The sequence below is a fragment of the Asanoa hainanensis genome (assembly GCF_900188485.1).
GTDB classification, from domain to species: domain Bacteria; phylum Actinomycetota; class Actinomycetes; order Mycobacteriales; family Micromonosporaceae; genus Asanoa; species Asanoa hainanensis.
In genome coordinates, this window is sequence record NZ_FZPH01000026.1 from 48,700 (window position 1) to 66,821 (window position 18,122).

Here is an 18,122-nt window from a genome sequence, read left to right on the forward strand (position 1 = left end):
GCGGGAGGGGTCACGGTGGGTTCATGAACCTGCCAGACACGATTACCGCATATCTGAAAGCTCACCAGGCCCGCGATGTCGAGACCGCGCTCGCGGTCTTCACCTCGGACGCGGTCGTGCGTGACGACGGCCACACCCATCGGGGTACGGCCGAGATCCGGGACTGGCTCGGCGGAGCGGCCGTCGAGTACACCTTCACCACCGAGCTGACCGGGGCCAGCCGGGTCGACGCCGAGCACTACGACGTGCGGCAGCGGCTCGAAGGCGACTTCCCCGGCGGCGTGGTCGACCTGCACTTCCGTTTCACCCTGCGCGGCGGGGCCGTGTCCGAGTTGGTGATCGAGCCGTGAGGACGTGGTTCATCACCGGCGGCACTCCCGGTGGCTTCGGGTTGGCCTATGCCGACGCCGCTCTCGAGCTCGGTGACCAGGTGGTGCTCACCGCCCGGCGCACCGAGGCGCTGCGGGACTGGGAGCGGGAGCACGGCGACCGGGCGCTCGTCGTGCCGCTGGACGTCACCGACCCCGCCGCGGTGGCGGCAGCCGTGAAAGCGGCCGAGGACCGCTTCGGCGGCATCGACGTGCTGGTCAACAACGCCGGGCGAGGCTGGTACGGGTCGATCGAGGGCTCCTCCGACGCGGCCGTCCGGCAGCAGCTCGAACTCAACTTCTTCGCCGTGCTCACCGTGCTGCGGGCCGTCCTGCCCGGCATGCGTGCGCGGCGCAGTGGCTGGGTGGTCAACATGTCGTCCGTGGCCGGCGTGCGCGGGGTGACCGGGTTCGGCTACTACAGCGCGGCCAAGCACGCGGTCGAGGCGATCACCGAGGTGCTCCGCGCCGAGGTCGCCCCGCTGGGCATCAAGGTGCTGGCGGTCGAGCCGGGCGCGTTCCGCACCCGCGCCTACGCCGGGTTCGCCGACGAGCCGATCGAGGAGGAGCTCACGGACTACCGGCCGATGCTCGACGGGGTACGCGCCGCGATGGTCGACCAGGACGGCAACCAGCCCGGCGACCCCCGGCGCGGCGTCCGGGCAGTGCTGGCCGCCATGGCCCAGGACCCGCCACCGCACCGGCTGGTGCTCGGCAGCGCCGCCTTCGACGCCGTGACCATGACGTTCGAGGATGCGCTGACGGACGTCCGAGCCTCCGAAGCCGCCGCCCGGGCCTCCGACTTCCCAACGGGCGGATAGGCCCGCGCGGGGCCGGCCACCCCGGCCACGAGCGTGCGAGGATCGGCGCTGTGATGGGAACGCTGAAGACTGAGCCGGCGCTCGGCCGGACCGACCTGTTGGCGAAGCCGGTTGTCGAGGCGCTCGAGCGCTGGCCGAGCGACGCCGCCGTGCCGGTCGAGGACATCCTGGTCGCGCCGATCGATGCCGACCTCGCGGACACCGCGGCGTTCTGCGAGGCGTACGAGGTCGGGCTGGACGTCTCGGCCAACTGTGTGATCGTGGCCGGCAAGCGTGGTGGCGAGGTGCGCTACGCCGCGTGCATGGTGCTCGCGACCACCCGCGCTGACGTCAACGGTGTCGTGCGGAAGCTGCTCGACGCCCGGAAGGCCAGTTTCGCGCCCATGGACGAAGCCGTGACCTTGACCGGCATGGAGTACGGGGGCATCACGCCGATCGGGTTGCCGGCCGACTGGCCGATCCTGGTCGACGCCCGCGTCGCCGGCACGACGCGGGTGATCATCGGGTCGGGCGTGCGGCACAGCAAGATCGAGCTGCCGGGTGCCGCACTCGCGTTGCTGCCCAACGCGCAGGTGGTCGACGACCTGGCGCGGTGATGGTCATGTTCCACGTGGAACATGAAGATCAACTAGCCGAGGCCGCCTCGCGCTTCTCGACCTCGGCCAGCACCTGGAGCAGGGTGCCCACCTCTTGCGCGCCGCTCACGCCGTACTTGCCCGCGAAGATGAACATGGGCACCGCGGTGATGCCGAGCTCGCGCGCCTCGGCCAGCGCGGCCCGCACCTCCGCCTCGCCTCCGCCCGACGACAGGTGCGAAGCCGCCTCCGACTCGGACAGCCCGATCGAGCCGGCCAGCTTGGCGAGCTCCTTGTGCGAGCCGACGTCGACCCCGTTGACGAAGTGCGCCTCGTAGAGGGCCTCGACCATCTCACCCGACTTGCCGACCTGGTCGGCGAGCTGGACCAGGCGGTGCGCGTCGAACGTGTTCGCCGCCAGCGACCGGGCGAAGTCGATGTCCAGCCCGTCGCGGGCCGCGGTCTTCGCGGTGTGCTCCGTGATCTGGCGGGCGCGCTCGGGACCACCGAACTTCTGCGCGAGCGCCTCGATGGTCGGGATCGGCTGCGGCACGGGGGACGGGTCGAGCTGGAACGGCCGGTACCGGATGGTCACCTCGCCGGGGTACGCGTCGAGCGCCTTCTCCAACCGCCGCTTGCCGATGTAGCACCACGGGCACACGACATCGGCGTAGATTTCGATCTCCACGCCAGCCCCAACCCGCGACTCAGGCGATCTGTTCCCGCACCTGCCGCTTGAGTCGCGCCAGGATCGCACCGCCGCCGCGGACCCGCAGCGGGCTGATCGCCTGGGCCAGGCCCATCTGCTGGTAGAGATCGTCGGGCACGGAGAGCACGTCGTCGGCGCTGGCGCCGGAGAGCCCCTCGGCCAGGATTCCGGCGAAGGCGCGGGTCGTCGGCGCCTCCGGCGGGCAGTCGAACCAGGTCGTCACGGTCTTGTCCGCGGCCACCTCGGCCTTGAGGAAGAACGGCGTCTGACACTCGGGTACGGGCTCCATGCCGGCGTGCCCCGCCATCTCGGGCGGCAACGCCGGCACGGCGTCCGAGTATTCGAGCAGCATCTCCAGCACCACGTCGCGCGGTGCGGAGCGGAACTCGTCGACGATCTCGGCCAACTTCGGCGGCATGCCCCTAATCTAGTTCCGCTGCGCGGTGGCTGCCGTCTCGTGGATGAGGGCCAGGTCACCCAGGGCGATGATGCCGACGAGCTGGCGCTCGGTGTCGGCGACCAGGATCCGGCGGACCGACCGTTGCCGCATCAGCTCGGCCGCCTCGCGCAGGGTGGCCGACTGCTCGATGATCACGATCTCGCGGACCGCGACCTCGCCGAGCGTCACCGACGACGGCTTGCGGTTGGTCGCGACCGAGCGGGTGACGATGTCGCGGTCGGTGACCATCCCCGCCAGGTTGGCTCCGTCGGTCACCACCACGTCACCGATGTCGGTTTCGGCCATCGCCCGGGCGGCCTCGTCGAGCGGTGTCTCCACCGGCAGGTACACGATCCGCTTGGTCATGACGTCCGCAACTCGCACAGTGGCCACGGCCCCTCCCCGCTCCCCGTCGTGCCGCTGGCACCTTTCAGCCTTCGCTCAGCTAAGCCGACGGTACGCCGGAAATCGCCGTGCGAGTCGCGATCGCGTCAGCCACCTCGTCGACGGTCAGGTCTGTCCGTTCACCGGTGGCCCGGTCGCGCAGCTCCACGTATCCCTCGGCGAACCGGCGGCCGACCACCACGGCGACCGGGACGCCGATCAGCTCGGCGTCGGTGAACTTGACCCCCGGTGACACGTTCGCGCGGTCGTCGACCAGCACCCGCAGGCCAAGCCGGTGCAACCGCTCGCCCAGGGCGAGTGCGCCGGCGATCTGGTCGCCCTTGCCCGCGGCGACCACGTGCACGTCGACCGGCGACACGGCGGCGGGCCAGACCAGGCCGCGCTCGTCGTGGTGCTGCTCGGCGATCGCCGCGACGGCCCGGGAGATGCCGATGCCGTACGAGCCCATCGTCGGTCGGACCGGCTTGCCGTCGGCACCCAGCGCGTCGACCGCGAACGCGTCGGTGAACCGGCGGCCGAGCTGGAAGACATGGCCGATCTCGATGCCCCGGCGCATGGTCAGGGTGCCCTCGCCGCAGGCCGGGCAGGGGTCGCCGGCCCGCACCTCGGCTGCCTCGATCGTGCCGTCGGCGACGAAGTCGCGCCCGTGCGTCACGTCGATCGCGTGCCGGCCGGCCTCGTTGGCGCCGGTCAGCCAGGCGGTGCCGACCGCGACCCGGGGGTCGACCAGGTAGCGGATGCCGAGCCCGGCCAGCACCTGCGGCCCGATGTAACCGCGGACCAGCGACGGATGCGCGGCCCAGTCGTCGAACATGGCGACGGTGGCGGGCTCGAGGGCGGCGCCCAGGCGCTTGAGGTCGACCTCCCGGTCGCCGGGCACCCCGACCACCAGCGGCGCGCCCTTCCCGCCGGGCGGGGTCACCGTGACCACCACGTTCTTGAGGGTGTCGGCGGCGGTCCAGTCGGTGCGGCCGCCCAGCTCACGGGCGTTGGCCAGCGCGACCAGCGACTCGATGGTCGGTGTCTCCGGGGTGTCGTGCGTGGTCGCCGCGGGCCGGGCGGCCGGGTCCGTCGCCTGCACGGGCGGGGTCACGACGGCCTCGGTGTTGGCGGCGTACGCGCAACGAGCGCAACCCACGTAGGTGTCCTCGCCGGCCGGTGCCGTCGCCAGGAACTCCTCGGACGCCGAGCCGCCCATCAGCCCGGACATCGCCTTGACGATCGTGTAGTCCATCCCGAGCCGGTCGAAGATCCGCTGGTACGCCGCGCGCATGGTCGCGTAGGAGTCGGCCAGCCCGGCGTCGTCGAGGTCGAACGAGTAGGCGTCCTTCATCAGGAACTCACGGCCGCGCAGCAGCCCGGCCCGCGGCCGCGCCTCGTCGCGGAACTTGGTCTGCACCTGGTAGAGCAGCACGGGATAGTCGCGATAGGAGCTGAACAGGTCGCGCACCAGCAGCGCGAACATCTCCTCGTGGGTGGGCGCCAGCAGGTATTCGGCGCCGCGCCGGTCGGCCAGCGTGAAGATGCCGTCGCCGTACTCCAGCCAGCGGCCACTCGTCTCGTACGGCTCGCGCGGCAGCAGCGCCGGGAACTGCACCTCCTGCGCGCCGACCTCGGCCAGTTCCGCGCGGACCACCTCGGTGACCCGGTCGAGCACCAGCTTGCCCAGCGGCAGCATGGTGAACCCGCCCGGCGCGGCCCGCCGGATGTATCCGGCCCGCAGCAGCAGGCGGTGGCTGGCGACCTCGGCATCGGCCGGGTCCTCGCGCAGCGTGCGCAGGAACAACGTGGCCATACGGAGCAGCATTCGCGCAGCTTAGGGCGACTGGCGAAAGAGAGTCGACCTACTTTCGCGGGACCGACAACCATTGACGGGTGTTCCTTCGTCTGGGGTGACGACGCGAGGAGGCACCAGAGTGGACGAGTTCGACGACTTCGTCCGGGCGCGGACGCCCGCCCTGCTCCGGTCCGCCTACCTGCTGACCGGCGACCAGCACCTGGCCGAAGACCTCGTCCAGTCCGCGCTGGCCCGGACCCATCGGTCCTGGCGCCGGCTGGCCGCGCCCGAGAACGCCGAGGCGTACACCCGCCGCACCATGTACCACCTCCAGATCTCCTGGTGGCGCCGGCGCGGCCGCAGACCCGAATGGCTGACCGGCGACCTGCCCGAGCCGCGGCCCAGGGCGGCCGGCCCCGACCACGCACACCAGGCCGCGGTCCGGATCACCTTGCGCAACGCGCTGATGCGGCTGACGGACCGCCAGCGGGCGGTGCTCGTCCTGCGCTTCTTCGAGGACCACACCGAGGCCGAGGCGGCGGACCTGCTCGGCGTCTCGATCGGCACCGTCAAGAGCCAGACCGCGCGGGCGCTGGCCAGGCTGCGGGCTGGCCCTGCACCGCGCGCCGGACGGGTCGGTCGCCACGTTGGGCCAGGTCGTGACGGATCAGGGAGGGATCGGCGGCGGGTTCATAGCCGAGACCCTGATCGGCTCGCCGGGACAGGTAGAGGTGATCTGGCGCGACGGGACGGTCGCGACCGCCGAGCGGCAACGACGGGCGTACCAGTGGACTGGCATCGGGTTCATACAGACCAGCGGTTCGACGTCGTTCCCACCCGCGGCGTACGACGTGCGGATCTCGGCCGAGCCGGTCCGGCTGGTCACCAATGTCGCCGGAGACCGGGTGGGCGACCTGGAGTTCACCGTCGAGAACCGGGCGACCGTACGACGGTGACGATGCGCCTGGTCTACCCGAAGGGCACGCGGCCGACCGGCGGGATCTTGTCGATGGGCGCCACCGGCGACACCACACCGGGCGACAACCACGTCTCCTTCGTGGCGCAGTGATGTTCCTGACCCGAGTGGGGGTTCTTCCCGGCAGTCAGTGCCAGAATGCGCAATGTGCGTTGGGGGAGTTACGTAGCTGTTGGCGACAGTTTCACCGAGGGGATGGACGATCCCTACCCGGACGGCACCTACCGCGGGTGGGCCGACCTGGTCGCGGCGCGGTTGGCGGCCGACCGGCCGGACTTCCGCTACGCCAACCTGGCGATCCGTGGGCGGCTGTTCCCGAACGTGGTCGCCGAGCAGGTGCCGGCCGCGGTGGCGATGAAGCCGGATCTGATCAGCTTCGCGGCCGGCGGCAACGACGTGCTGCGGCGCTCGTTCGACCCGGAGACCCTGATGGGCCGGTTCGACTCGGTGATCCGTGAGCTCCGGTCGACCGGAGCCGACGTGGTCGTGTTCCGGTTCGCGGACGTCACCTCGCGGCTGCCGGGCCAGCGGATCATCGGCCCGCGGGCGGCCATTCTGAACCAGGCCGTCGGCGCGACCGCGGAACGCTACGGCGCGCACCTGATCGACCTGTTCGCCGACGACGAGTTCCGGAACCCGGTGATGTGGGGCCAGGACCGGCTGCACCTGTCGGCCGCCGGGCACCGCCGGGTCGCCGGGCACGTGTTGACCGCGCTGGGCGTACAGGCGGATCCCGAATGGTTGGTCCCGCAGGCGTGGTTGCCGTCGGCGCGCTGGCTCAAGGCCCGCGCGGCCGACGCGATGTGGGCGGGCCGCCACCTCGCGCCATGGGTCAAGCGCCGGCTGACCGGCCGTTCCTCGGGCGACCTGGTCACGGCGAAACGCCCGGAGTTGTCGCCGTTCGGCGAGCTCGGTTGACCCACGTGTGACCTCGACGGTGTTCACTGTCCCGCATGGCACAGCTGAGCCGCCGAGGTCTGCTGGGCGCGACAGCCGCCGTCGGCCTCGTGGGCGTCGCGGCGTGCGAGGGCGAGGGTGCACCCCCGAAAACCCCGCCGCTCGACCCGCGCGACTGGGCGAGCGTCCGGGCCCAGTTCGCCCTCGACCCGGCCGTGGCGCACCTGTCCACCTTCGTCTTCGCGCCACACCCGGCCGGCGTGCGGGCCGCGATCGAGCAGCACCGCGCCGGGTTCGACCGCGACCCGATCGGCTATCTGCACGCGCACGAGGCGCAGGCCGACCGCCGGGTGGCCAGCGCGGTCATGAACTACCTCGGCAGCGGCGTCGACAGGGTGGCGTTCACCGACTCCACGACACTCGGCCTCGGGCTGCTCTACGGCGGGCTGCGACTCGGCGCCGGCGACGAGGTGCTGACCACCAACCACGACTTCTACGCGACGCACGACGCGCTGCGGTTGCGCACCGAGCGGGACGGGGTCGCGGTTCGGCAGGTCGAGCTCTACTCCGACCCGGCCACCACGTCCGTCGACGAGATCGTCGGCCGGCTGACGGCCGCGGTCGGGCCGCGTACCCGCGTGGTCGCGGTGACCTGGGTGCACTCCAGCACCGGCGTGCGGCTGCCGATCCGGGCGATCGCCGATGCCCTGGCCGGCCGCGACGTGCTGCTCTGCGTCGACGGGGTGCACGGGTTCGGCGCCGTCGACGCGACACCCGAGAGCCTGGGCTGCGACTTCCTCGTCTCCGGCTGCCACAAATGGCTGCACGGCCCGCGCGGCACGGGCCTGGTCTGGGGCTCCGACCGCGGCTGGTCGAGGTTCACACCGAGCGTGCCGTCCTTCGACGGGCGCAGCCTGGCCGCCTGGCTGACGGCCGGCAAGGCGCTGACCCCGCCGGGCCCGGCCGCGACGCCCGGCGGCTACCACAGCTTCGAGCACCGCTGGGCCCTCGCCGAGGCGTTCCACCTGCACGAGAACATCGGCCGCGGCCGGGTCGCCGGCCGGGTCCGCGAGCTGGCCACCCGGCTCAAGGACGGGCTGGCCGCCATCGCCGGCGTCGAGGTGGTGACGCCGCGCGACCCCGACCTGTCCGCCGGGGTCGTCTGCTGCCGCATCGGCAACATCCAGGTCGACGAGGCGGTGGGCCGGCTCGCCGCGGCCAAGGTGGTGGCCACTGCGACGCCCTATCGCACCACGTACGTGCGGTTCGGTCCGAGCATCGCCAACAGCGAGGAGCACATCGACGCGGCGCTGCACGCTGTTCGTGGCCTGGTGGGGTAGTTACAGGTATAGCGTTGGTCTTATGCCCGTTTCGAAGGACCCGGACCCGCGGCTGCAGGCGTACGCCGACCCGCAGTCCCTGGTCACCACGGAGTGGCTGGCGGAGCACCTGGGCAGCGACGGCCTGGTGGTCGTCGAGTCCGACGAAGACGTGCTGCTCTACGAGTCCGGCCACCTCCCCGGCGCGGTCAAGGTCGACTGGCACACCGACCTCAACGACGAGGTCAGCCGCGACTACGTCGACGCGGAAAGCTTCGCCGCGCTGTGCGCGAGCAAGGGGATCAGCCGCGACGACACCGTGGTCTTCTACGGCGACAATTTCAACTGGTGGGCGGCGTACGCCCTCTGGGTGTTCTCGCTTTTCGGCCATCAGGACGTGCGGCTGCTCGACGGCGGCCGGCAGAAGTGGGTCGCCGAGGGCCGCGAGCTGACCCGGGACCGGACCCATCGGCCGCCGACGCCGTACCCGGTGCCGCGCCGCGACGACGCCCGGATCCGGGCCTTCCGCGAGCAGGTGCTGGCCCACGTGCAGGCCGGCCGCCCGCTGGTCGACGTGCGCTCGCCGGACGAGTACACGGGCAAGCTGCTGGCCATGGAGGCCTATCCGCAGGAGGGCGCGCTGCGCGGTGGGCATATCCCGGGCGCGCTCAGCAAGCCGTGGAAGTCGGCGGCCAACGACGACGGCACCTTCAAGTCGGCCGACGAGCTCCGCGCCATCTACGAGGACCAGCTGGGTCTGTCCGAAGGGGACGACGTCATCGCGTACTGCCGGATCGGCGAACGCTCCAGCCACACCTGGTTCGTCCTGCAGCACCTGCTCGGGTTCACCCACGTGCGCAACTACGACGGCTCGTGGACCGAGTGGGGCAACCTGGTGCGTTCGCCGATCGCCAAGGGTGAGCAGCCGGGCTCGCTCAAACGCTGAACGTGACGTCCAGCACGCCAAACTGCCGGACAAAACCCCCCATAACCCACCCAATTACTAGGCTAAATTCAAGATCGCGACATCTTGTTGGTCTTGACAGCTGGCTAGGCTGGCCTCGTGACGCTGGAACAACAAGCGGACCCCCGGCATCCGGCCGCGTCCACACCGCCCAAGCGCCGATCGCGGCGTGACGAGATCCTCGAGATCGCGGTCGGCCTGTTCGCCTCCCGCGGCTATCACGGCGTCTCCATGGACGACATCGGGTCGGCGGCCGGGGTCACCGGCCCCGCGCTCTACCACCACTTCGCCGGCAAGGAAGCGATGCTGGTGGCCGCGCTGATCCCGGTCAGCGAAGGGCTGCTGGCCGGTGGCCGGGAACGGGTCGCACGGCACCCGGACGAGACCGCCCTCGCGTCACTGGTCGAGTTCCACGTCGACTTCGCCCTGGCCAACCCCGCCGTGATCGCGCTGCACCTGCACGAGCTCGACCGGTTGCCGGACGACCCGCGCCGCCAGATCCGGCGGCTCCAGCGCCTCTACGTCGAAGAGTGGGTGAAGGTGCTGCTGCGGATCCGCCCCGAGCTCACGGCGCCCGAGGCCAGGGCCCTCGCGCACGCCGCTTTCGGCCTGATGAACTCCACCCCGTTCCTGGGCGGGGAGGTCGACCGCGACCGGCTCGCCGAGCTGCTGGGCGCCGCCACCATGGCGGCATTGCGGCCGACATCCTGACCCGCCCCCGCACTGAACGACCCCTCAGGTAAACATGGTTGGCGGGCACCGTCGCCCGCCGAGAGGGGAGTTCTGATGATCGAGTCTCTGCTGGTCGCCAACCGGGGTGAGATCGCCCGCCGGGTGATCCGCTCCGCGCGCCGGCTGGGCGTGCGCACGATCGCCGTCTACTCCGAGGCCGACGCCGACCTGCCGTTCGTCAAAGAGGCCGACGAGGCGGTGCTGATCGGCCCGGCCAACGTGGCGCAGAGCTACCGCAACGTCGAGGCTCTCCTGGCCGCCGCGAAGACCACCGGCGCCCAGGCGGTCCACCCCGGCTATGGCTTCCTCTCCGAGAACGCCGAGTTCGCCCGCGCCGTCGAGGCCGCCGGCCTGATCTGGGTCGGTCCGAGCCCCGAGGCGATCAGCGCGATGGGCGACAAGATCAACGCGCGCAACCTGATGGCCGCCGCCGGTGTCCCGGTCGCACCCGGCACCACCGACCCGGCCGCGTCGGTCGACGCCGCCGTGGCGGCCGCCGCCGAGATCGGCTACCCGGTGATGGTCAAGGCCGCGGCGGGTGGCGGCGGCATGGGCATGGGCGTCGCCGGCGACGAGGCCGCGCTGCGCACCGAGTACGACAAGGTCCGCACCTTCGCCGACCGGATGTTCGGCGACGGCGCCGTGCTGATCGAGCGTTACTTCCCCCGCGTACGCCATGTCGAGGTGCAGATCCTGGGCCTGGCCGACGGCACCGTCGTGGCGCTCGGCGAGCGGGAGTGCTCGGTGCAGCGCCGCAACCAGAAGCTGGCCGAGGAGTCGCCGTCGCCGGCCGTCTCCCCGGAGCTGCGCGCCCGGCTGCTGGCCGCCGCCGTCCGGGCCGGCGAGGCGGTCGGCTACCGCAACGCGGGCACCGTCGAGTGCCTGCTGGAGCCCGCGACGGGCGAGTTCTTCTTCCTGGAGATGAACACCCGGCTGCAGGTCGAGCACCCGGTGACCGAGCTCGTCTACGGTGTCGACCTGGTCGAGGAGCAGTTGCGGGTGGCATCCGGCCTGCCGCCGGCGTTCGACCCGGCCGCGCTGGCCCCCCGCGGGCACGCGATCGAGCTGCGAGTCAACGCCGAGGACCCGAAGCGGTTCCTGCCCGGCCCGGGCGCGGTGACCACCTGGGTCGAGCCGACCGGCGAGGGCGTCCGGGTCGACTCGGGGTACGCCGCAGGGACGACGGTGACTCCGTTCTACGACTCATTGATGGCCAAGCTCGTTGTGTATGGCGATGACCGTGCGCAGGCGCTCGAGCGGGCCCGGGCCGCGGTCGCCGCGTTCGAGATCGTGGGTCCGAAGCAGAACCTGCCGTTCTTCGCGGAACTGCTGGACAACGCCGAGTTCGGTTCGGGTGACTACGACACAGGCATCGTGGCTCGCATGCGATAAGTGGGGTTAGTGACCATTTTTTCCCATTCACCTGCGTGACCCCGTTCAGGCCAGTTCGTTACCTAAGGCAGTGGCGGTCATAACCGGTCAAATCAGGCCGGACCGCCACCGCTAACGAACCGGCGAGCGGGAAGGCGGGCCCATGATTCGGTCGGGAGTCGCGCGCGTCAAGCGCCAGGCTTCACGCCGGGTCCTGGTCCGCACGCTCGTCGTCGGTGGTCTCGCGGGAGCGGCCTGGCTGCTCTCCGCGTCGGCTGCTCAGGCCGCCGCCGCGGAACCGTCCGCCGACCGGAGCACGGGGTCCGTCCTCGAGCCCCTGGGCGGCGTGCTGGAAGCCGCGAAGCCGGTGTTGAGCACGGCAGAAGGACTGCTCGGGGGAGCATTGGCGCCGGCAACGGCGCAGGGTTCCACAGCGCCGGTGACGGCGCGCGGTTCCTCTGCGCCGGCAATGGCGCACGCTCCCGTCGAGCAGCCGGTGTCGACCGGCCGGACCGCCGCGCGGCGGGTGAGCTCCGATTCCGCCGTCGCCGTCGTCGCACCCAGTACGACGGCGAAACGCTCCATCACCATCGCGGACGCGGCGCCGGCCCTCGGGTCGGACCAGGCCGCCGTCCGTACGGCCGACCGCGCCGGCGCCCCCCACGGGTCGCCGAACCGCTCGGCGGACCGGCCCGAACCCCGCGTCAGCGGGTTGGCCGGCATCGGACTGGTCGCTCCGCTCGGGGTCACCCGTGCGCTGACCGTCCCGGGCGCCCTGCTTACCCCGGTGGCTCAGGTCGCCCTGCCGGCACTCGCGCCGGTCACCGCGTTCTTCCGTCCACTGACCTCGATGCTGCGGTTCGCCGTGGTGCCGTTGTTCAGCACGGCGGGCGTGGTGGCCAAGACGGTGACCGGCACCCTGCCCGGCCCCCGTGGCCGGCCAAGCTCGGTTGTCACGCCCAACGGTCCCGTCGGCGTGCACGGAGGCGTGTCATCCGGCACGACCGGCACGGTCGCCGCGGGTGCGGCCTCCGCGGCCGCGGTTGGGGCCGCTCACACCGAGCCGAGCACCGACCGGCAGCATGCCGGCCGGCCGGAACGCGCGGTCGAGGCCGTGTCGTCCCGGAAGAAGGGCGATGCGCCCAGCCTGCCCCATCCCGTGCCCGCACAGGGTGAAGGCAGCGCTTCGGGGACCCCGGCCAGTGCGGCGGGTTCACCGATGGGCGGTGGTGCGTTCGCCACCGTTCCCTCGTCGGTCGCGGACAGCATGGTGGCCTACCAGTTGCTGCCGAAATCGGCCGACACAGTGGTACCGCGGCGTGACGCCGAGGAACCGACCGTCTCACCTGACTAGTGATGAAGGACCTGCACCGGCGACGGGCAGGAGCCGACCAGCCCCACCGGGCCACCGGGCCCGTGTAGCGCGGCAGACCAGGGATTCCGATGACCGCTCGCACTAGCGGCGAAACCCTGGCCGGACATCACGAACCACACCTGGGCGCAAGTCGACAGGCGGAGTCAGGGCACCTCACGGCACCGTCGCGCCCGGACAGCGACACCACGGCAACACCCTCTTACTGACATTTATTGAAAGGTCACTTCACCCAATGAAGACTTGGGTTCGCAAGTCCATCAGCGTTGGCGTCATGGCGGCTGGTGGTCTGCTCATCACCCAGGCGGCGGCCTCGGCCGACGTCATCAGCAACGGCAACTTCGGCGTCGGCAACGGCACCCAGCTGTACGCGCCGATCCAGACCGTCGCGGACATCTGCGGCAACAGCATCGCCGGCGTCGGCGGTGCCGCGTTCGCGCAGTGTGACGGCGGCGCGGCCGCGGTCAACGGCGGCGGCAGCAACTTCATCACGTCGAACAACTTCGGTGTCGGCAACGGCAGCCAGGTGATCACGCCGGTCCAGACCGTCCTGGACGTCTGCGGCAACGCCATCGGTGCCGCCGCCAGCGCGGCCTTCGCCGCCTGTGACGGTGGCGCCCTGGCCGTCAACGGCGCCGGCGAGAGCGACGACAACGACGGTGGTTACCGCAAGCACCACGACGCCGACGAGGCCCTCAAGATGGCCGAGGGCAAGAGCAAGAAGCACAAGAAGGGCCGCGGTGCTTGGGACGACCAGGCCACCAACGTCATCTCGTCGGGCAACTACGGTGTCCTGAACGGCACCCAGGTCTACGCGCCGATCCAGACCTCGATCAACATCTGCGGCAACGCGATCCCGCTGGTCGGTGCCGCGGCGTTCGCCTCCTGCGACGGCGGCGCGGCCGCGGTCAACGAGAGCGCTCGCGCTGAGGGTGGCGACTACGACGGTCGGGGCCACGACGGCCGGGGTCACCGTGGCAGCCGCGGCGACGGCGGCGGCACGCTGGTCTTCACCGGCGGCAACTACGGCGTCGGCAACGGCACCCAGGTGTTCGCGCCGATCCAGACCGTGATCGACATCTGCGGTAACGGCATCGCCGCCGCCGGTGGGGCCGCGTTCGCGGCTTGCGACGGTGGCGCCGCCGCCGTCAACGAGAGCGCCCGCGAGGAAGCCAACGTCATCTCGACCGGCAACTACGGCGTCGGCAACGGCACCCAGGCGTACGCGCCGGTCCAGACCGTCCTGGACGTCTGCGGCAACGGCATCGCCGGCGCTGCGGCGGCCGCGTTCGCGCAGTGCGACGGTGGCGCGATCGCCCTCAACGAGAGCGCTCGCGCCGAGGGTGCGCGCGACGAGGCGCTGCCGGTTCTCGGCTCGCTCCCCGTCGTCGCGGGCCTGCCGGTCGTCGGGTCGCTGGGGCAGAACACCGCCCCGGCCGCCGCTCCCAAGATGGACACCGCGCCGGGTGCCCGCTCGGGTGCCACCGAGGGTGACGACTACGACAACGACCGTCGTCACGGCAAGCACGGCAAGAAGAACGGCCACCGGGGCAGCGTTGCCTCCAACGGTGGGACCAACGTGATCACCACGGGCAACTACGGTGTCGCCAACGGCACCCAGGTGTACGCGCCGGTCCAGACCGTGATCGACATCAGCGGCAACGCGATCGCCGCCGCCGGTGGCGCCGCCTTCGCGCAGAGCCAGGGCGGGGCGCTCGCCCTCAACTGATCCACCGTTCGACCGCTTCAAAAGGGCCCCCGCGACCTGCGGGGGCCCTTTCGTTTGCGGATGTAGTACCTTAACGATAGTTCAGTCGCGTTGGCGAAGGGGTCGGTGTGGCACTCGACGACGAAGAGCTCGAGCAGCTCGGCAAGCGGGTCCGGGCCGGTGGCGCGGAGCGCTACCACGCGGCCAACGCAGCCAAGGGCAAGATGTTCGCCCGCGAGCGGGTGGCGCACCTGGTCGACGAGGGCTCGTTCGTCGAGGACGGGCTCTACGCCAACGCCCTCGCCGAGGGCCTGCCGGCCGACGGCGTGATCACCGGTCAGGCGACCATCGACGGCCGTCGGGTCTGCCTGATGGCGAACGACTCGACGGTGAAGGCCGGCTCCTGGGGCGCCCGTACCGTTGAGAAGATCATCCGGATCATCGAGCGGGCCTACCAGTCCGGTCTGCCGATGGTCTACCTGGTCGACTCGGCCGGCGCCCGGATCACCGACCAGGTCGACCTGTTCCCTGGCCGGCGCGGCGCCGGGCACATCTTCTGGAACCAGGTCCGTGCCTCCGGGTCGATCCCGCAGGTCTGCGCGCTGTTCGGGCCGTCCGCGGCGGGCGGTGCGTACATCCCGGCGTTCTGCGACGTGGTCGCGATGGTCGACGGCAACGCCAGCATGTACCTCGGGTCCGACCGCATGGTCGAGATGGTCACCGGCGAGAAGACCACGCTGGAGGCGATGGGTGGCGCCGCGGTGCACACCCGTGAGTCCGGCGTCGGCCACTTCCTGTGCAAGACCGAGGACGAGGCGCTCGACACCGTTCGCCGCTACCTGTCCTACCTGCCGGCCAACTACACCGAGCAGCCGCCGGCCGTCGAGGCTTTGGCGCCGCCGTCGGCCGACCTGGCCGCGATGGTGCCGCCCAACGAGCGGCAGGCCTTCGACATGCGCAAGTTCGCCAAGGGGCTGCTCGACGAGGGCACGTTCTTCGAGATCCAGGCGCTCTGGGCCAAGGAGCTCACGGTCGGGTTCGGTCGCCTCGACGGCCAGGTCGTCGGCGTCGTGGCCAACAACTCGATGTTCAAGGGCGGGGTGCTGTTCGTCGACTCCGCCGACAAGGCCACCAGGTTCGTCCAGCTTTGCGACGCTTTCAACGTGCCGCTGCTGTTCCTCTCCGACGTACCCGGCTTCATGGTCGGCACCGCCGTCGAGAAGCAGGGGATCATCCGCCACGGCGCCAAGATGATCACCGCGATCTCCGAGGCCACCGTGCCGAAGATCTGTGTCGTGGTGCGCAAGGCGTACGGTGCCGGTCTTTATGCCATGGCCGGCCCCGGTTTCATGCCCGACGCGACGATTGCCCTGCCCACCGCGAAGATCGCGGTGATGGGCGCCGAGGCCGCCGTCAACGCGGTCTACGCCAACAAGATCGCCGCTATCGACGACCCGGAGGCGCGGGCCGCCTTCGTCGCCGAGCGGCGTGAGGCGTACGAGCGGGACATCGACATCGTCCACCTCGCGAGCGAGCTCGTGATCGACGCGATTGTGCCGCCCGAGCACCTGCGGGCCGAGCTCGTCGCTCGCTACGCGGCTGCCCGCGGCAAGGACCGCCACTTCTCCCGCCGTCGCCACGGCGTGACACCCGTCTAACCACAAGGAGCCCGCCATGCTCAACGAAGAGCACGAGGCGCTGCGGGAAAGCGTCCGCGAGTTCGCCAACGACGTGGTCGCGCCCGTCATCGCCAAGCACTACGACAACCACACCTTCCCGTACGACATCGTCGCGCAGATGGGGAAGATGGGCCTGTTCGGCCTGCCCTTCGCGGAGGAGCACGGCGGCATGGGCGGCGACTACTTCGCCCTCTGCCTGGCCCTCGAAGAGCTGGCCCGGGTCGACTCGAGCGTGGCGATCACCCTGGAGGCCGCGGTCTCGCTCGGCGCGATGCCGATCTACCGCTTCGGCACCGAGGAGCAGAAGCGCCGCTGGCTGCCGCCGCTCGTCCGGGGAGAGGCCCTGGCCGGCTTCGGCCTGACCGAGCCGGGCTTCGGCAGCGACGCCGGCGGCACCGCCACCCGAGCCGTCCTCGACGGCGACGAGTGGGTGATCAACGGTGCGAAGGCCTTCATCACCAACTCGGGCACCGACATCACGTCGTTCGTGACGGTGACCGCGGTGACCGGCACCCGGCCCGACGGCAGCAAGGAACTCTCGACCATCATCGTGCCGTCGGGCACGCCCGGGTTCACGGTGGCGCCGGGCTACTCCAAGGTCGGCTGGTGCGCGTCCGACACACACGAGCTCAGCTTCGAGGACGTACGCGTGCCGGCCGCGAACCTGCTCGGCGAGCGCGGCCGAGGCTTCGCCCAGTTCCTGCGCATCCTCGACGAGGGCCGCATCGCGATCGCCGCGCTGGCGGTCGGCCTGGCGCAGGGCTGCGTCGACGAGTCCGTGCGCTATGCCAAGGAACGCCACGCCTTCGGCCAGCCGATCGCCGGCTTCCAGGCGATCCAATTCAAGATCGCGGACATGGAGAAGCGCACCCACCTGGGCCGGCTGGCCTACCACGACGCGGCCGAAGACATGCTGGCCGGGCGCGACTTCAAGCGCAAGGCCGCGATCGCGAAGCTGTACGCGAGCGAGAGCGCGGTAGACAACGCAAGAGACGCCACCCAAATCCACGGCGGCTACGGCTTCATGAACGAGTTCCCGGTAGCCCGCTTCTGGCGAGACTCGAAGATCCTAGAGATCGGCGAAGGAACGTCCGAGATCCAGCGGATGGTAATCGCGCGAGAGTTGGGACTCTAGCTGGCTGTGCTGGCTGGGCTCGGTCGCTTTCGTGGCGCTTAAAGGTCGTGTCGCGCGGTGCCGGCCGACCCTTGCTTCGCTCGGCCGGCCGACACCGCGCGACACGACCGCGCCACTACGCTCCCTCGCGTGTGCGGCCGCCGTCTTTGGTCGCCGTAGTGGCCACGGTTTGCGGTTCACCGTCTCACCGTGACGCTGGGCAAGGGCTTGTCGGCTCGTTCGCCCTCGTCGGCCGCCGGGTGCGTGGTTGTTGCGCGGCGGACGCACCTTCGTGGTTCCGTTTGGGTCACTCTGGTGTCGGGCAAGGGCTTGTCGGGTCGGTCTCCGTCTTCGGCCGCGGTGCGCGTTCTGGTTGCGCGGTGGACGCACCTTCGCGGTTGCGGTTGGGGCGGGCGCTCGACCTGTGGCTAAGGGCTTGGCGGCCGTTCGCCGTTCCTGGCGGGCGGGCTCGTGGTTGTTGCGCGGTGGACGCACCTTCGCGGTTGCGGTTGGGCGGGCGCTCTACCGGCGGGCTAAGACCGCGTCTCATTTGGGGTTGTTGTAGTCCAACATCATTCGTTGTACGAGCGTGAGTGATGTGGAGAAGTACTGCCCGGAGTCGTTGTGGCATCTGGTGCAGCCGCTGCTGCCCGAGCACCCGCAAAGGCATCAGGGTGGCGGGCGGCGGCGGATCGATGATCGGGTTGCGGTAGCGGCGATCGCGTACGTGTTGCAGACCGGCTGCGCGTGGGACGCGTTGCCGGAGTCGTTCCCGATCTCCCGGGCGACCGCGCATCGCCGGTTCACCGAATGGGTCGAGCAAGGCGTCATGCAGGCGCTGCATCAAGCTGTGCTGGACGTCCTCGGCGTCGCCGGGCAGATCGACTGGTCCCGCG

At 70.9% G+C, this 18,122-nt stretch carries 17 protein-coding genes and 1 pseudogene; 14 read left to right on the top strand and 4 right to left on the bottom strand.

Annotated elements, in window-relative coordinates; translation table 11 throughout:
* Positions 1-23 precede the first annotated feature (23 nt).
* Genes CHC05_RS37715 through CHC05_RS37725 form a run of 3 tightly spaced genes read left to right on the top strand, consistent with a single transcriptional unit; the run spans position 24 to position 1,785 of the window.
* Entirely contained in the window at positions 24-350 is a 327-nt protein-coding gene (locus CHC05_RS37715; RefSeq protein ID WP_089255442.1) for a nuclear transport factor 2 family protein, read from the top strand.
* Positions 347-1,189, top strand: a complete 843-nt coding sequence (locus CHC05_RS37720) for an SDR family NAD(P)-dependent oxidoreductase (RefSeq protein ID WP_089255443.1) — start codon at positions 347-349, stop codon at positions 1,187-1,189. The genes CHC05_RS37715 and CHC05_RS37720 overlap by 4 nt, the downstream gene beginning before the upstream one ends.
* Positions 1,190-1,242: 53 nt before the next feature.
* The gene (locus CHC05_RS37725; protein ID WP_089255444.1) at positions 1,243-1,785 is read left to right on the top strand and encodes a YbaK/EbsC family protein; all 543 of its coding nucleotides are present in this window, start codon (positions 1,243-1,245) and stop codon (positions 1,783-1,785) included.
* A gap of 28 nt (positions 1,786-1,813) precedes the next feature.
* Here CHC05_RS37725 and CHC05_RS37730 read toward each other — a convergent pair whose 3' ends face one another.
* From CHC05_RS37730 to CHC05_RS37745, 4 genes are read right to left on the bottom strand one after another with little or no spacing between them, the layout of a single operon-like run.
* Positions 1,814-2,452, bottom strand: a complete 639-nt coding sequence (locus tag CHC05_RS37730) for a DsbA family oxidoreductase (protein ID WP_089255445.1) — start codon at positions 2,450-2,452, stop codon at positions 1,814-1,816.
* 19 nt (positions 2,453-2,471) lie between these two features.
* Positions 2,472-2,891, bottom strand: a complete 420-nt coding sequence (locus CHC05_RS37735) for a SufE family protein (RefSeq protein ID WP_425426906.1) — start codon at positions 2,889-2,891, stop codon at positions 2,472-2,474.
* A gap of 9 nt (positions 2,892-2,900) precedes the next feature.
* The gene (locus CHC05_RS37740) at positions 2,901-3,305 is read right to left on the bottom strand and encodes a CBS domain-containing protein (RefSeq protein WP_089255447.1); all 405 of its coding nucleotides are present in this window, start codon (positions 3,303-3,305) and stop codon (positions 2,901-2,903) included.
* A 52-nt stretch (positions 3,306-3,357) separates the two neighbouring features.
* A complete protein-coding gene (locus CHC05_RS37745) occupies positions 3,358-5,124 on the bottom strand; it encodes a proline--tRNA ligase (protein WP_089255448.1) in 1,767 nt (588 codons plus the stop codon).
* Positions 5,125-5,209: 85 nt separating this feature from the next.
* Between CHC05_RS37745 and CHC05_RS42915 the strand changes: the two are divergent.
* The 11 genes and pseudogenes from CHC05_RS42915 to CHC05_RS37800 form a co-directional block, all read left to right on the top strand.
* Positions 5,210-5,704, top strand: a pseudogene (locus tag CHC05_RS42915) (SigE family RNA polymerase sigma factor); the annotation flags it as partial.
* A gap of 513 nt (positions 5,705-6,217) precedes the next feature.
* Positions 6,218-6,988 carry an SGNH/GDSL hydrolase family protein gene (locus tag CHC05_RS37755; protein ID WP_089255465.1) on the top strand — a complete coding sequence of 257 codons (771 nt, stop codon included), beginning with the start codon at positions 6,218-6,220 and terminating at the stop codon, positions 6,986-6,988.
* Between the two features lie 35 nt (positions 6,989-7,023).
* Positions 7,024-8,307: an aminotransferase class V-fold PLP-dependent enzyme gene (locus CHC05_RS37760; protein ID WP_089255450.1), complete on the top strand. Its 1,284-nt coding sequence runs from the start codon at positions 7,024-7,026 to the stop codon at positions 8,305-8,307.
* A 22-nt stretch (positions 8,308-8,329) separates the two neighbouring features.
* Positions 8,330-9,232, top strand: coding sequence for a sulfurtransferase (locus tag CHC05_RS37765; protein ID WP_089255451.1), 903 nt, complete (start codon positions 8,330-8,332; stop codon positions 9,230-9,232).
* A 117-nt stretch (positions 9,233-9,349) separates the two neighbouring features.
* Entirely contained in the window at positions 9,350-9,961 is a 612-nt protein-coding gene (locus CHC05_RS37770; protein ID WP_089255452.1) for a TetR/AcrR family transcriptional regulator, read from the top strand.
* A gap of 75 nt (positions 9,962-10,036) precedes the next feature.
* Complete coding sequence (locus CHC05_RS37775; protein ID WP_089255453.1) at positions 10,037-11,374, top strand: acetyl-CoA carboxylase biotin carboxylase subunit; 1,338 nt, start codon at positions 10,037-10,039, stop codon at positions 11,372-11,374.
* 142 nt (positions 11,375-11,516) lie between these two features.
* Complete coding sequence (locus tag CHC05_RS37780) at positions 11,517-12,707, top strand: hypothetical protein (protein ID WP_144022956.1); 1,191 nt, start codon at positions 11,517-11,519, stop codon at positions 12,705-12,707.
* Positions 12,708-12,999: 292 nt separating this feature from the next.
* Entirely contained in the window at positions 13,000-14,454 is a 1,455-nt protein-coding gene (locus tag CHC05_RS37785) for a chaplin family protein (protein ID WP_089255455.1), read from the top strand.
* 107 nt (positions 14,455-14,561) lie between these two features.
* Positions 14,562-16,091, top strand: coding sequence for an acyl-CoA carboxylase subunit beta (locus tag CHC05_RS37790; protein WP_089255456.1), 1,530 nt, complete (start codon positions 14,562-14,564; stop codon positions 16,089-16,091).
* A 16-nt stretch (positions 16,092-16,107) separates the two neighbouring features.
* Positions 16,108-17,247, top strand: coding sequence for an acyl-CoA dehydrogenase family protein (locus tag CHC05_RS37795; protein WP_089255457.1), 1,140 nt, complete (start codon positions 16,108-16,110; stop codon positions 17,245-17,247).
* A 568-nt stretch (positions 17,248-17,815) separates the two neighbouring features.
* A partial coding sequence (locus tag CHC05_RS37800; protein ID WP_144022958.1) for a transposase occupies positions 17,816-18,122 on the top strand: 307 nt, incomplete at its 3' end.

Bases quoted from the DNA above. Each gene is read 5' to 3' on its own strand.
- CHC05_RS37735 (WP_425426906.1), bottom strand. From the start codon at position 2,891: ATGCCGCCGAAGTTGGCCGAGATCGTCGACGAGTTCCGCTCCGCACCG.
- CHC05_RS37795 (WP_089255457.1), top strand. From the start codon at position 16,108: ATGCTCAACGAAGAGCACGAGGCGCTGCGGGAAAGCGTCCGCGAGTTC.
- CHC05_RS37760 (WP_089255450.1), top strand. From the start codon at position 7,024: ATGGCACAGCTGAGCCGCCGAGGTCTGCTGGGCGCGACAGCCGCCGTC.
- CHC05_RS37785 (WP_089255455.1), top strand. From the start codon at position 13,000: ATGGCGGCTGGTGGTCTGCTCATCACCCAGGCGGCGGCCTCGGCCGAC.
- CHC05_RS37765 (WP_089255451.1), top strand. From the start codon at position 8,330: ATGCCCGTTTCGAAGGACCCGGACCCGCGGCTGCAGGCGTACGCCGAC.
- CHC05_RS37725 (WP_089255444.1), top strand. From the start codon at position 1,243: ATGGGAACGCTGAAGACTGAGCCGGCGCTCGGCCGGACCGACCTGTTG.
- CHC05_RS37745 (WP_089255448.1), bottom strand. From the start codon at position 5,124: ATGCTGCTCCGTATGGCCACGTTGTTCCTGCGCACGCTGCGCGAGGAC.
- CHC05_RS37715 (WP_089255442.1), top strand. From the start codon at position 24: ATGAACCTGCCAGACACGATTACCGCATATCTGAAAGCTCACCAGGCC.
- CHC05_RS37780 (WP_144022956.1), top strand. From the start codon at position 11,517: ATGATTCGGTCGGGAGTCGCGCGCGTCAAGCGCCAGGCTTCACGCCGG.
- CHC05_RS37775 (WP_089255453.1), top strand. From the start codon at position 10,037: ATGATCGAGTCTCTGCTGGTCGCCAACCGGGGTGAGATCGCCCGCCGG.